Raw genomic sequence first — 13,569 nt, 5'->3', positions numbered from 1 at the left:
TTCTTTTTTGATGAACAAGTTGGAGGTTCGTTTTATGACAACTTACCATTTTATTGGTATTAAAGGTACAGGTATGAGCGCACTCGCGCAAATTCTGTTCGATTCTGGAGAAAAAGTGCAAGGTTCTGATGTTGATAAGCGGTTCTTTACCCAACAAGCATTAGACGAAAAAAATATACCAATCTTACCGTTTTCTAAAGATAATATAAAAGAAGATTACACGATTATTGCTGGAAATGCATTTCCAGATGACAATATCGAAATTAAAGAGGCCAAAAGGCTTGGATGTACATTTTACAGATATCATGACTTCTTAGGAGAGTGGGCAAAGCAATTTAAGAGTATCGCCGTTACAGGTGCACATGGTAAAACCTCAACAACGGGGCTGCTCGCACATGTATTAGGTGAGACCTATCCAATTTCCTATTTAATTGGCGATGGGACTGGTAGTGGTCACGTCGATAGCAGTTATTTTGTTTTCGAGGCATGTGAATATCGCCGCCACTTCTTAAGCTATGAACCAGATTATGCAATCATGACAAATATTGACTTTGATCATCCTGATTATTTTACGAGCATTGATGATGTGTTTGATGCATTCCAGTCAATGGCAGATCGTGTGAAAAAAGGAATCGTAGCCTGCGGAGATGACGAAAAGCTGCAACAAATACAGGCGAAGGTACCTGTTCTTTATTATGGCTTTGGACCGACAAATGATTTTCAAGCACAAAATGTGAAAGAAACAGAGCATGGAACATCTTTTGATGTGTTTGTGCGCAACACATACTATGATCATTTTACCATTCCAATGTATGGTAACCATCATGTATTGAATGCACTTTCGGTTATTGCAATTTGTCATTATGAAGGAATTAAAGCAGATGACATCAAGAAGTTATATTCCTTCCAAGGTGTAAAACGCAGATTCACTGAAAAGAAAGTTGCAAATCAAGTGTTGATAGATGATTATGCACATCATCCGAAAGAAATCTCTGCAACGATTGAATCCGCACAAAAGAAATACCCAGGGAAACAAATTGTGGCAATTTTCCAACCACATACGTTTTCTAGAACCACCACGTTTTTACGGGAATTTGCGGAAAGTCTAAATGATGCGGATCAAGTATTCTTATGTGATATCTTCGGATCGGCGAGAGAAGAATCGGGAAACCTAACAATCGATGACTTGCAAGCATTAATTGAAGGCAGTGAAATTTTGGATATCGAGCATACAGAAGTGCTGCAGGCATACAATGATTCGGTTTTGGTCTTTATGGGAGCTGGAGACATTCAGAAGTTCCAACGCGCATATGAAGAAACATTGAAAAACAACACTGTACAGAAGTAGTGACGAAGTAATTTAGAAATAGAATAAAAGTTGAAAAGGATACGAATTCTCATGTGTAAATGGGATTTGTATCCTTTTTTTAGGCCTATTTCATTAATTAAGTAGTAGCCCACAATCAGAGTTGGGCCTTTTGGACCATCGTTAAAGTTTATTTATCCTTTTTCTCGATAAAAATTAGGAAAAGTTATATACTAGGGTTATGAATGAATAGGTTTGCAATTTGAAATTTACCCTACATAATGTTTAAGCAATCTCACGAGAGGGAATTACTTAATAAGAATTGTAAAAGCTAATATCCTACAGCAACTATTTATTCCAATTGCACTAGTAGAACGATATTATTCGAAAAAGGGGTTGAATCTTACGTGGAAGTGATGTTATACCTTGCTGCGATTATAGCAGCTATAGCATTTGTAGTTTTAGTAATTTATGTCATCATCACATTGAAGGCAGCGAAAGGAACAATGGGTGAGGTGTCTACCACATTAAAAGGATTGGAAACACAAATTCAAGGTGTTACGACCGAAACTACAGAATTACTTAATAAAACGAATGAATTAGCAGATGATATGAATAAGAAGTCATCAAAATTAAATAGTCTTTTTGATGGTGCAAAAGGTGTTGGTGATTCGGTAAAAGGGTTCAATGAAGCATTGAACAATCTTTCTGAAAGTATTTCTCGAACATCTAAAGGCGACCAAGAGAAAGCTGCTGAAGCAGTGAAATGGGGAGCAACCATCTTTGATTTTGTTAGTAAACGTAATTCCAAAAAGAAATAAATGATAGGAGGAATAGAAATGGCTGATAATATTAATACAAAAGACTTTATCATCGGAACTTTATTTGGAACGATTGTGGGTGCTTCTGTGGCATTATTATTCGCTCCGAAATCAGGGAGTCAATTACGTGGAGATATTAATCAAGGTGCAACCCAAATGAAATATCGTGCAAGTGAGTGGAAAGATATTGCACAAGAAAAAGGCTCTGATTGGAAAGAAAAAGCATTCACTACTGGTACTGATTTACGCAAAAAAGCAATGGATACAACGTCACAAGTATCAAAAAATGTTGCACAAAAGACACAGGATTTAACAAAGAATGTAGCTGAAAAGACGAAAGAATTAAGTAAGAACGTCAGTAATAAATCAGCAGAGTTAGCAAAAGAAGTAAATGAGAAAGTGGAAGAAGCAACTAAGGCTGCAAAAGAGAAAACAGAAGTGGTAACAAATGCTGCAAAAGAGAAAACCCAAGAAGTAACGAAAAAAGTAAACGAAAACAAAAACACACAAGAAACAGCGAAAAATGCAACTGCTAAAACCGGGGAAACTGCAAAAAATGTAAATAATGCTACACAAAAGACAGCGAATAAAGTTCAAACAAAAGTAAGTCAACAACAAAAATAAATGATGTTAGAAGAGCTACAGCTTAGAAGGCTGTAGCTCTTTTTAAGTCTGTATTCTAATAGTAACTTCCTAAAAAGATGAGATGAATGATATACTGCGAAAAAGACTTACAAACAATGAACGATAATTCGCAGTTGATATAAAGTGTGAACTAGTCGTACTCTTGATTTCAACTCCGGACAGTGCACATCCAGAGGAAAACGCGGTCTCATCCATCGAAAGAAAACTGCTTGCGATGGATCTTCGGCCGTTACTATTCCCTTAGTAGTCTCCTGTTCTCTGTTATAATCAACAGCCGCGTTTGGAGGAATCTCTCACATATATACTATGGCAATTGCACATACCCAGCGTAGGAAATACACGGAGACTCCTGCGGGAGGAAAGGCCTCGGTGAGACTGTGAAGTGCAATAGCACAAAGAGGCTCACCAGCCGCCCGCGGAAAGCGAAGTGTATTTCCGGAGCGACTGGCCCGTGAACGCTCTTCACTCCAGACTAGTTCCCACTTTATATAAAAAGCAAATTAAGCATTGAGAGCGTGCATCAATGTTGCTTTCCTTACCTTAATCCCATCTGATAGCTAGTGCATCGCCATTCTCAATAGGTTGGTCGAAGCTTGTTGGCTGCTCATTTTTATATAATTTAAATTTCCCGCTGATTTGGTTTAAGTTAATGTCTACATAGCGAAATACATCCTGGAAAATAAAGCGTTCGAGTGGACGTTCCTTTATTTCCACGCGATCGAATCGATTGATGATGTTTTCTTCATGTAATTCGACTCCGTCATGCAAGACAATTAGGGCAGGCTGTTTTAATTGTACGACCTCGCCATTGAAGGTAATCGTAATCGTTTGAAGGTAGTCAAGGTCCACCTTTGTTAATAGATCATGAACGGTTGGTGTTCTTGCATCGCTTATTACGAGCTGATCATGCTGCCTTAATGGGTGGTCAATGCTAACTTGTCTGCCATTGAGATAAAACTGTGTTGCCCCAACATCAAGGTTTATGGATTCGATATTAACATAGACCGTAAATACTTCGGTTTCGTTTGCTATATGATTTCTGCTATGTTTAAGAAAATCTTCAATTGTTTTAACCTCTTGAATCACAATATCATCGTTATCCTGTACAGGGTAGTCTGTCGTCTTTTTCACCTGATTTACATGGATTATAGGCTTGATTTCCATTGGCTGCTGATTAAATTGAATCTTAAGTGACGGTATTTCGCCAATTAGTTCACTAAGCGTTACGGCTGCGCTATTTCCATCCTCACCTTTTGAAATCGTAATTTTATCTTGATGATGGACGAGATCCTCTACGCCAGCTAATTGCCCATTTAGCATGATGACTGGTGACGTCCCATATTCTCCGGGGATCGTGATTGTTTGCCCATTAAGCTTTACAATCGAGGCGTTTCCAGGTTTGCCGTACCATTTATTTAAAACAATGCCGGCTTGTACGAGGCAATCACCAACCGTTAATTGTTTCATTTCAAACAAACGAATTACTTTTTTGTTTACGTGGATACTGATATAATGGATTGGATTTTGCTTGGCTGCGATGGCAATCCCTATTGGCGTGACAAAATCGGGTCCATTTGGAATGCTTTCGTTTTGCACTAAATTTTGGATTGCATCAATTCCACGAACAGCTACACGATTCGCAGGAAGCTCTAACCTGTCAGCTAAAATTGTTGGCAAATCCGGTGTCAGACTACCGCCCCCAACTAGCATCACTGCTTTTGGAGATTTTCCATTTAATTGATAAATTTCCTTTGTAATCGATTTTGCTAGTTTTTTCACCTGGCCTTTCACATCATTCACAAGGTTCTCATATGTAATGACCGTTTCAAAACCTAAGATGTCATGGACGGTGGCCTTACCGTGATTGACGATTCTTCTCTTCGTTTGCTCTGCCTCTGGAAAATCGAGTAAGTATTCGTCGCTAATTGCCTCGGTTATTTCATCACCTGCAACTGGCACCATGCCGTAAGCTACAACCGTTCCGCGATCTGTAATTGCGATGTCACTTGTACCAGCACCGATATCGACTAATGCAACATTTAACCTTCTCATTGATTCAGGTATTAATACATGAATCGCTGCAATTGGTTCAAGTGTTAAAGCTTCCATTTCAATATTAGCCCGGGCAAGTGCTGCCAGTAATGATTCAACAACAACTTTGGGCAAGAAGGTAGCAATGATTTCGACAGCAGCAGTGTCACCGCTTTGATCGATAAGGGAACCAATTTTTTCATCATCAATGGTATATTGCAGGACGGAATAACCGACACAATAATAATTGGAGTAATCCTTATCCTTTTCTAGCTCTGCAAGCTTCACTTGAGCTGTTTGCACCGCGCTGAGCTCGAGATGCTTAATGGTCTCCTCGTCGGTAATGATCTGTTGATTAAGCGGGATAATTGCTGTGGATTCTACCGTTTTTAACGAGCGACCAGCTGCCGCTACACAAACTCTATTTAAGGTTGTACCTGTCCGTTCTTCCAATTCCTCACGTACTTCTTTAATAACTTCAGCGACGGCAATTACATTATGGATTTGTCCATCAAGCATGGATCTGTCTCGATGTTCTTTCATAACATAATCAACAACCGAATATTTTTCCTCCTGTTGTTCCAGAATAATTCCAGTAACCGTTCTTGTACCGATATCTAAAGCGAAAATCTGATTTTCCATTGTGATACTCCTCTATATGATTGCAAAATTTATTGAATAAGTTTTAAGACTTTTCTATCTAATTAATTGCGCTTTCATTGGCTCAACATCAAGTTTTAATCGTATTATTACTGTTTTGCCTCATCGAAAGTTGATTGATTATTTCTATTATACTACAAGTTTAGAGTGACAAATTCGATTTTTTTAGCTATAATTGTCACTAATTATTATAATACAAAATTTTTCTGGAGGCGTAGATGAAATGAGTAATGAAATGGATCAATTAAGAAATCAATTAGATGAAGTTAATTTAGAAATACTTGAACTAATCAATAATCGTGCAGCACTTGTCCAACAAGTTGGCCAAGTGAAGAACAAGCAAAGTATGTATCGATTTGATCCAATTCGAGAACGTGAAATGTTAAACCTAATCACATCGAAAAATAATGGTCCCTTTGAAAATTCAACGATTGAACATATTTTCAAGGAAATCTTTAAAGCTGGATTAGAGTTACAGGAAGACGATCATCGCAAAGCATTACTCGTTTCACGTAAGAAGAAAGCAGAGAATACAATTGTTGAAATTAAAGGGGAAAAAGTTGGAGATGGCAAAACACATTTTGTATTCGGTCCATGCTCGGTGGAAAGCTATGAACAGACTGCTGCTGTTGCTAAATCCCTGCAAAGCAAGGGGCTTAAGCTATTAAGAGGTGGCGCATTTAAGCCAAGAACCTCTCCATATGATTTCCAAGGGTTAGGTTTAGAAGGTTTACAGATTCTTAGAAAAGTAGCGGATGAATATGATTTAGCCGTCATTAGTGAAATTGTCAATCCTGCACATATCGAACAAGCGGTTGAATACTTAGATGTGATTCAAATTGGTGCACGAAACATGCAAAACTTTGAGTTATTAAAAGCAGCAGGAGAAGTAAATAAACCAGTACTATTAAAACGTGGATTATCTGCAACTATCTCAGAATTTATTAATGCTGCTGAATACATCATGTCACGTGGAAATGGGAACATTATTCTATGTGAACGGGGAATTCGTACGTACGAAACAGCAACACGTAATACATTAGATATCTCAGCTGTTCCTGTATTAAAACAAGAGACACATTTACCTGTAATGGTCGATGTTACGCATTCAACAGGACGCCGTGATTTACTTCTGCCAACAGCGAAGGCTGCTATTGCTGTCGGTGCAGATGGCGTCATGGCTGAAGTACATCCAGACCCAGCTGTTGCATTATCTGATTCTGCACAACAAATGGATATTCCAACATTTGATAAATTCTTTGAGGAAATAATTGAAGTAGACCGCCGACTTAAAAATTAATAATTATAGATGCAATGTGAGAAGCTAATCGTGCTATCGGCGATTAGCTTTTTTGATTTGCATTGCTAGTGGACATAGTCACCAAGAGGATCGAGTTGTCACTATATAACACTTTATTACATAAAAATGGTACAAAGAATAGGAAAGCATGACATAATGCGTATCTACCAGCAAGTAAAAGATTATTATTACTATTTGTTTTGTAATTTTTTCCGTGGTAGAGTATGATAAGATAAAGAAATGGGCTTGGAACAATTTTAGGAGGTAATTAAAGTGAATATAACAATATATGATGTAGCAAGAGAAGCAAATGTTTCCATGGCTACCGTTTCCCGAGTAGTAAATGGCAACCCTAATGTGAAACCAACAACACGTAAAAAAGTACAGGCAACGATTGAAAGATTGGGATATCGTCCAAATGCTGTTGCACGAGGATTAGCAAGTAAGAAGACAACAACTGTTGGCGCAATTATTCCTGATATTTCAAGTATCTTCTTTTCAGAGTTGGCACGTGGAATAGAAGATATTGCAAGAATGTATAAATATAATATCATCCTAAGTAACTCGGATCAAAATAAAGAAAATGAATTAAAATTAATTAATACGATGTTTGAGAAGCAAGTAGATGGTATCCTTTTCATGGGTGGAACCATTACAGAAGACCATATCAATCAATTTAATACAGCAAATGTGCCTGTCGTTCTAGCATCTACGTATGATGATACACAATCGATTGCAGCAGTAAATATTGATTATGAAGCTGCTGCATATGAAGCAACGAAATATCTAATTGAAAAAGGCAATAAACTTCCAGCATTTGTAAGTGGTACAATGGAAACTACTGTAGACCAATACAAATACGATGGTTATAAACGTGCATTAGAAGAAGCGTCAATTTCACTCAATGAGGATTTAATCGTCAAAGGGGATTATTCTTATGAGTCTGGACTAGATGCAGTAAAACAACTAGCAGATTTAGGGAAACTACCATCTGCAATCTTTGTTGCAGCAGATGAAATGGCATTGGGTATTATCCATGGTGTACAAGATATGGGACTTAACGTTCCAGAGGATGTACAAGTATTCGGTTTCGATAATACAAGACTTGCAACAATGGTACGTCCGACATTATCAACAGTTGTACAGCCAATGTATGATATTGGTGCAGTTGCAATGAGACTACTTACGAAATATATGAATAAAGAAGAAGTAACAGAAAAGAATATTACATTACCACATCGAATTGAAGTAAGGGATTCAACAATATAATTAACATGCCGATATAATAAATATACGAATGCAATGTAAATAAGCTTCCAATTTCATTATTGGCGGCTTACTTACATTTGTATATTAATTTGAGGGAGATTTAATGATGAGAAAACGTGATATATTAACCCCTATTGGCATTACTTTAGGCTTTATTATGATTATGCTCGCGATTCTATCAAGTGGAGGAAGCGAAGGACTTGCATCCTTTCTGGACATCCCATCTATCTTCATTGTTATCGGTGGAATTATTGGGTCGATGATGATTACCTTTAAATTCGAACAAATAAAACTCGCTGGTAATATTTTTAAGCAGGCATTTCATAAAAATGACCAGGAGCTTAATGAATTAATACAGCTTTTTATTCATTTATCCGATCGCGCAAGAAGGGAAGGCATTCTTGCGCTGGAATCGGAAATAAGTGAGATTGAAGATACATATATTCGAAAAGGCTTCCTTCTTGCTGTAGATGGAGTAGAGCCAGAAGTTATCAAAGATATTATGGAAGCAGAAATTACGGCAATGGAAGATCGGCATTTTAAAGGTAGGGTTTTATTTGAAAAAGCAGGGGAATACGCGCCAGCATGGGGAATGATTGGTACGCTAATCGGTCTGGTCCTCATGCTGAATGACTTATCTGATGCATCTGCGCTTGGACCTAGTATGGCGGTTGCTTTACTTACGACGCTATATGGAACGGTTTTAGCAAATTTATTCTTTTTACCAATGGCAAGTAAGCTAGAGGCGAAGACGGAAGAGGAAGTCTTTATTAAGCAGATTATTATCGAAGGGATTATCGGTGTCCAATCCGGTCAAAATCCACGTATCTTAGAAGAGAAGCTAAGTGCCTTCCTTCCAAAGGGAACACTAGCGAAGCCACAAGAACGAGAAGATGATCCAGCGTTTGTAGGGACCGATATCCATGAAGCTTAGACATATTAAAAAATCAACAAATAATGGTTCACCAAAATGGATGGTTACATATTCGGATATGATCACATTGATTTTAGTGTTTTTTGTATTGTTGTTCTCCATGTCACAGGTTGATCAAACGAAATTGGATGCAGTTTCGCAGTCGTTTCAAAATCGGATGATTTTTGATTTCTTTCCATCCGTTGTTCCAAGTGAATACCCGACAGACAGGACAAGTGTGGAGGAAACTGGAGAAAATAGGAATGCGTTCGAGGATCCAATCAATTTGGATATTGAAAGGGACATAGAAGAACCTGAAGAAGCCGATTCATTAACCGCTCTAGTAGGTAATGTTGAAGCATATTTAGATGAACATGATCTGAACGGACTGATCACCGCGAATCGTACAGACCGTGGCGTTGAACTAGTACTGCAGGATAGTATTTTTTTCAATCCAGGTGATGCGAATATTCTAGAAACTGGTATACCTTTTTTGCAACGAATTGGTACACTGCTATCACAAATACCGAACGAAGTAAAAGTGGAAGGGCATACCGACAGCAGACCGGAGAATAGCTTTCGTTATCCATCCAACTGGGAGCTTTCGGGAGCACGTGCAAGCAGTGTTGTTCGCTATTTTATCGAATTCTATAACATAGATGAATCGCGTTTCTCGATTGCTGGATATGGAGAGCTGCGTCCACTTACAGAAAATGATACTCCGGCAAATATGACAAAAAATCGACGCGTAGAAATTATTATTCTTGATGAAAATGTAGAATCGTAAATAATGGGTAAGCTTAAAGTTTATATAAAGTGCGAACTAACTTAGGATGATATTTTGCTACCTGATCCACCGCTCCAAAAATACACTTCGCGCACCTTAGGGGAGCTGGTGAGCCTCTTTGTGCTATCGCACTTCAGAGTCTCACCTAGGCTCTTCTTCCCGCAGGAGTCTTCGTGTATTTTTTCCGCTGGGGGTAGTGCAGAATCTAACGTCAAAAGAATGACAAAACCACGGACTATCGACGTCGATTGTAGCAAAATACTGGAGACCCTCGTACGAATAGTAACTGCTGGCAAAATCTAAAATTACAATTGTCACTAGTTCGCTCTTTACATCAACAGTGGCAATAGAGCGATGCGATATGGTCGCATATATTAAAAAAATGACAGCCTCTAGTTATAAAGGCTGTCATTTTGTTTATCCAACATATTGCGGTGCGTGCACTGTTTGTAGCTCTACTTTATACCAATGTTTCTCTTGCTGATTATTCGTTGTTAAACAGCTTATTGCTGCATTCGGAAAGGATTGTTGAAGATAATCCACCTCAGGCCTTGATAATCGCAATTCTCGGACGAGAACATCATTTTTAAATGATTCCTTGAGAAAGTTATCAAACCTCATTTTGTCTTGTTGCTTCAACATATTCTCCTCCTTTATCCCAAATCAACTAAATACTTGCTCATTGATAAGCGTTAATTTTGATTGTTTTCCAGATAGACGTATCGCATTTTCTGCTAGGATTTCCATTGGATCAATGCAATGCATCTTACTTTCTTCACTCAAAGTGACGGAAGATAATTCCGTACAACCTAAAATAACGCAAGCACAGTTTTCTTTCGTTATTAAATCATGAATCATGCCATCGAGCGAAGCTGGTTGATAATTCACATCTGCCTTAATGTCGTAAATGATTTTCATTATTTTTTCCTGTGTATCTTCGTTTGGGTGATAGGGCTCAAGCGCACTTCGTTTACATTCAAACTCATAAATACCGGTTGAAATCGTACCATTTGTTGCTAGAATACCGACCTTACTTCCTTTACCATGTTTGTGATAAATATATTCCGTAGTGTCACGAATCATGTTAATAATATTTATATCGGTCATTGCTTGCATTTCATCGTAGAAATAATGGGAAGTATTACACGGGATTGCGATATTTGCAACGCCTGCATGCCCGAGCAATTCGATATCTTTTCTCACTGCATTTAAAAATGATTGACCTTCGCCACGTAATATTGCTTCGGTACGGTCTGGGAGGGTGGCATGGCTAAGGATGATTGTATCGATATGATCCTGATCCTTATGTGCCACAGTTTGATTGATAATTTTCTCATAAAAAACCTTTGTGGCTAAAGGTCCCATTCCGCCGATGATTCCTAACTTTTTGTCTGTCATGTTTGTTGCACCACCAAAATATGAATTGATTGCATTAAAATGTCTTCGCTGCAAGGGCATCTAAGGCGATTTCCCTTTCGTTAAAAGGAATTTCCTCGTTTCCGATAATTTGGGTTGTTTCATGCCCTTTACCCGCAATGAGGATGGTATCATTCTCATTGCTAATGCTAATTGCGTGCTGGATTGCTTCTTTTCGATCAGGGATTGCTTGATAATTTCCATTATGTTTGTCCATTGCTTGAATCGATTCCTTCATAATCACATCCGGATCATGGTGTTTCGGGTTATCCAATGTAATAATGGAAAGGTCAGCAAGCGTCGATGCGACACGAGCCATGCCATCAAATTTCTGTTTACCGTCCTCGCTAAGATCCGCATATACACCGAATACGAGGATGATTCTACCTTTTGCAAAAGGTTTTAATGTATTGATTGCTTTTTCTAGTGCATCCTCTGTATGAGCGAAGTCGACGATTACTTTGAAATCATCTTTTTCATAGACTACTTCAAGTCTGCCTTTAATTTCTTTTACTTGAAGAATTCCTTGTTGGATAACTTCGATAGGAATTCCGTTGTAATATGCAGAAGCAATCGCTGCTAAACTATTTAAAACATAGATTTCACCTGGTAGGTTTACTTTAATCTTCACGTCCTCAGTTGGTGTGTGGACCGTGTAGATTGTATGATTAAAGGAATATTCTATGTCAGTTGCATATATGTCTGCTTGATTATGGATTCCATAAGTGACAAGCTTCGTATCGTAGTCCTTTATTCTATCGGCAAGCTTTCGACCATATGGATCATCGATATTAATGATATTCCAAGAATCGGTCATCTCAAATAGTTTTGCTTTTGCTTCGAAATACTCGTCCATATTTTTATGCAATTCAAGATGGTCTGGCGTAAGATTGGTAAATATCCCTGTATTGAATTTACTATAGGCAACCCGATCTAAGCTAAGAGAATGCGAGGAAACCTCCATCATACAATTTTCCGTTTTTTCCTCGACCATCGTTGCGAAGAATTGCTGCAGATTTAGTGATTCTGGTGTTGTATTTTTCGTTTGAATGACTTGATCATTTATTACCGTTCCAATTGTTCCAATGAGGGCGATTGATTTTTTCGCTTCTTCGTAAATCGATTTAATAAAATAGGAAATGGATGTTTTCCCATTTGTACCAGTAATCCCGATTAAGTTTAATTTATCTGTCGGGTGATGATAGTAGTTTGCAGAAACAAGTGCTAACGCATTTCTTGTATTTGCAACTTGTAAAATCGTCACATCTTTATCCGTTGATATCATTCGTTCCGCAATAATAACACTTGCACCACGCGCTATTGCGCTATCTATAAAGTTATGTCCATCAACAGAGAATCCAGTGATCGCAACAAATACGCTGTTTGCTTGTACATCGCGAGAGTCATAGGCGATGGAATGAATTTCTTGATTGATATTTCCTTGAATGACATCAAAAGATAAACCTTGTAAAATTGAAGTTAATTGCATTATCGTTTCGTCTCCTATTATCCGTGTTAATTATATACTTCGCAATACTAGCAAGTTTTCTGAGCCTATTCACTAAAAGCCCATACTGATCTTTATCTAACTTATTATAGCTTTAATTGGTTTGTATGTCTAATCTTGATTTATACGAAGTTAAGGGTAAGGCTAGGGTTTGAATGGATTGGAAAGAAGTAAAAGCACATCTAAATAATGGCTTGCTGTTTACCTTCTGGATGTGGATTTTTCGCTATTTCCTTTTTTAGTACGTGATGCTAAGATTAACTAGTACTACAATTAATATACAGAGGTGTATGAATGAAATTAGATGAGTTTACAATTGGACAAGTGTTCGAAACGAAATCTTTGAAATTAACAAAAGAGGATATCAAAAGGTTTGCAGGCGAATTTGACCCGCAATACATGCATTTGGATGAGAAAAAGGCAAATCAAGGAAGGTTTAATGGAATCATTGCGTCTGGAATGCATACGCTAGCCATCTCCTTTAAGTTATGGGTTGAACAAGGAATCTATGGTGATGATGTCATTGCTGGGACACGAATGAATCATATTAAATTTATCAAGCCAGTGTATCCTGGTGATGCATTACATGTTATTGTCGAGGTGATTGACATAAAAGCAGCAAAAAGCGAAACAGGTATTCTTACTGTCTTGTTGTCTACATTCAATGATAAAGACGAGAAAGTTCTTGAGTGTGACTTGTCCGTATTAATAAAGCGATAAAGGGTGACGAAGAGTAGATGAAACTTTTCTGTTTGAACATTCAATCTAATAGAGTGCATGGAGCTATTTAGATGTGGACATTTGTTAGAAATAAAACAAGTAGTAGTAACCAGGCTTAGAGATGCGGTTACTCAAAGCCTGGTTACTTCTGATTGAATAGATGCAAAGAATAAGAAAAGTCGATAAAGAAATAA

12 protein-coding genes are annotated in these 13,569 nt (G+C 37.8%); 8 read left to right on the top strand and 4 right to left on the bottom strand.

The features are described from left to right. Positions 1-34 precede the first annotated feature (34 nt). The 3 genes from murC (at position 35) to CWR48_RS17255 (ending at position 2,751) form a co-directional block, all read left to right on the top strand. Positions 35-1,348 (top strand): UDP-N-acetylmuramate--L-alanine ligase, encoded by a 1,314-nt coding sequence (murC, locus tag CWR48_RS17265; protein ID WP_115774570.1) that lies wholly within the window; start codon positions 35-37, stop codon positions 1,346-1,348. A 374-nt stretch (positions 1,349-1,722) separates the two neighbouring features. After that, complete coding sequence (locus CWR48_RS17260) at positions 1,723-2,127, top strand: DUF948 domain-containing protein (protein WP_342772477.1); 405 nt, start codon at positions 1,723-1,725, stop codon at positions 2,125-2,127. An 18-nt stretch (positions 2,128-2,145) separates the two neighbouring features. Further along, positions 2,146-2,751, top strand: a complete 606-nt coding sequence (locus CWR48_RS17255; RefSeq protein WP_115774568.1) for a YtxH domain-containing protein — start codon at positions 2,146-2,148, stop codon at positions 2,749-2,751. A 561-nt stretch (positions 2,752-3,312) separates the two neighbouring features. On the opposite strand, the gene CWR48_RS17250 is transcribed toward CWR48_RS17255, so the two are convergent. Then, complete coding sequence (locus CWR48_RS17250) at positions 3,313-5,445, bottom strand: cell division protein FtsA (protein WP_115774567.1); 2,133 nt, start codon at positions 5,443-5,445, stop codon at positions 3,313-3,315. Positions 5,446-5,686: 241 nt separating this feature from the next. Here CWR48_RS17250 and CWR48_RS17245 point away from each other — a divergent pair, with 241 nt between their 5' ends. The 4 genes from CWR48_RS17245 (at position 5,687) to motS (ending at position 9,732) form a co-directional block, all read left to right on the top strand. Next, positions 5,687-6,763, top strand: a complete 1,077-nt coding sequence (locus CWR48_RS17245; protein ID WP_115774566.1) for a bifunctional 3-deoxy-7-phosphoheptulonate synthase/chorismate mutase — start codon at positions 5,687-5,689, stop codon at positions 6,761-6,763. A 273-nt stretch (positions 6,764-7,036) separates the two neighbouring features. Next, positions 7,037-8,032: a catabolite control protein A gene (gene ccpA / locus CWR48_RS17240; protein ID WP_115774565.1), complete on the top strand. Its 996-nt coding sequence runs from the start codon at positions 7,037-7,039 to the stop codon at positions 8,030-8,032. Between the two features lie 106 nt (positions 8,033-8,138). Beyond that, the gene (gene motP, locus CWR48_RS17235; protein WP_115774564.1) at positions 8,139-8,966 is read left to right on the top strand and encodes a flagellar motor protein MotP; all 828 of its coding nucleotides are present in this window, start codon (positions 8,139-8,141) and stop codon (positions 8,964-8,966) included. Continuing rightward, complete coding sequence (motS, locus tag CWR48_RS17230; RefSeq protein ID WP_115774563.1) at positions 8,956-9,732, top strand: flagellar motor protein MotS; 777 nt, start codon at positions 8,956-8,958, stop codon at positions 9,730-9,732. Before motP ends, motS begins: the two co-directional genes overlap by 11 nt. A gap of 417 nt (positions 9,733-10,149) precedes the next feature. Here the strand turns inward: motS and CWR48_RS17225 are convergent, their stop codons facing one another. Genes CWR48_RS17225 through CWR48_RS17215 form a run of 3 tightly spaced genes read right to left on the bottom strand, consistent with a single transcriptional unit; the run spans position 10,150 to position 12,637 of the window. Beyond that, positions 10,150-10,374, bottom strand: a complete 225-nt coding sequence (locus tag CWR48_RS17225) for a hypothetical protein (protein WP_115774562.1) — start codon at positions 10,372-10,374, stop codon at positions 10,150-10,152. Between the two features lie 21 nt (positions 10,375-10,395). Next, positions 10,396-11,130, bottom strand: a complete 735-nt coding sequence (cuyB, locus tag CWR48_RS17220) for a cysteate racemase (protein ID WP_115774627.1) — start codon at positions 11,128-11,130, stop codon at positions 10,396-10,398. Positions 11,131-11,164: 34 nt separating this feature from the next. Further along, positions 11,165-12,637 (bottom strand): UDP-N-acetylmuramoyl-L-alanyl-D-glutamate--2,6-diaminopimelate ligase, encoded by a 1,473-nt coding sequence (locus CWR48_RS17215; protein WP_115774561.1) that lies wholly within the window; start codon positions 12,635-12,637, stop codon positions 11,165-11,167. A gap of 312 nt (positions 12,638-12,949) precedes the next feature. Between CWR48_RS17215 and CWR48_RS17210 the strand changes: the two genes are divergently transcribed. After that, positions 12,950-13,375, top strand: coding sequence for a MaoC family dehydratase (locus CWR48_RS17210; protein WP_115774560.1), 426 nt, complete (start codon positions 12,950-12,952; stop codon positions 13,373-13,375). Positions 13,376-13,569: the final 194 nt, after the last annotated feature.

Origin of the sequence: Oceanobacillus arenosus, from assembly GCF_003369575.1 — a bacterium.
In the GTDB taxonomy this organism is placed as follows: domain Bacteria; phylum Bacillota; class Bacilli; order Bacillales; family Amphibacillaceae; genus Oceanobacillus; species Oceanobacillus arenosus.
Note: the sequence above shows the minus strand (reverse complement) of the source record. Positions and strands in the feature narration are given on the sequence as shown.

Bases quoted from the DNA above. Each gene is read 5' to 3' on its own strand.
- murC (WP_115774570.1), top strand. From the start codon at position 35: ATGACAACTTACCATTTTATTGGTATTAAAGGTACAGGTATGAGCGCA.
- CWR48_RS17260 (WP_342772477.1), top strand. From the start codon at position 1,723: ATGTTATACCTTGCTGCGATTATAGCAGCTATAGCATTTGTAGTTTTA.
- CWR48_RS17255 (WP_115774568.1), top strand. From the start codon at position 2,146: ATGGCTGATAATATTAATACAAAAGACTTTATCATCGGAACTTTATTT.
- CWR48_RS17250 (WP_115774567.1), bottom strand. From the start codon at position 5,445: ATGGAAAATCAGATTTTCGCTTTAGATATCGGTACAAGAACGGTTACT.
- CWR48_RS17245 (WP_115774566.1), top strand. From the start codon at position 5,687: ATGAGTAATGAAATGGATCAATTAAGAAATCAATTAGATGAAGTTAAT.
- motP (WP_115774564.1), top strand. From the start codon at position 8,139: ATGAGAAAACGTGATATATTAACCCCTATTGGCATTACTTTAGGCTTT.
- motS (WP_115774563.1), top strand. From the start codon at position 8,956: ATGAAGCTTAGACATATTAAAAAATCAACAAATAATGGTTCACCAAAA.
- CWR48_RS17225 (WP_115774562.1), bottom strand. From the start codon at position 10,374: ATGTTGAAGCAACAAGACAAAATGAGGTTTGATAACTTTCTCAAGGAA.
- cuyB (WP_115774627.1), bottom strand. From the start codon at position 11,130: ATGACAGACAAAAAGTTAGGAATCATCGGCGGAATGGGACCTTTAGCC.
- CWR48_RS17215 (WP_115774561.1), bottom strand. From the start codon at position 12,637: ATGCAATTAACTTCAATTTTACAAGGTTTATCTTTTGATGTCATTCAA.
- CWR48_RS17210 (WP_115774560.1), top strand. From the start codon at position 12,950: ATGAAATTAGATGAGTTTACAATTGGACAAGTGTTCGAAACGAAATCT.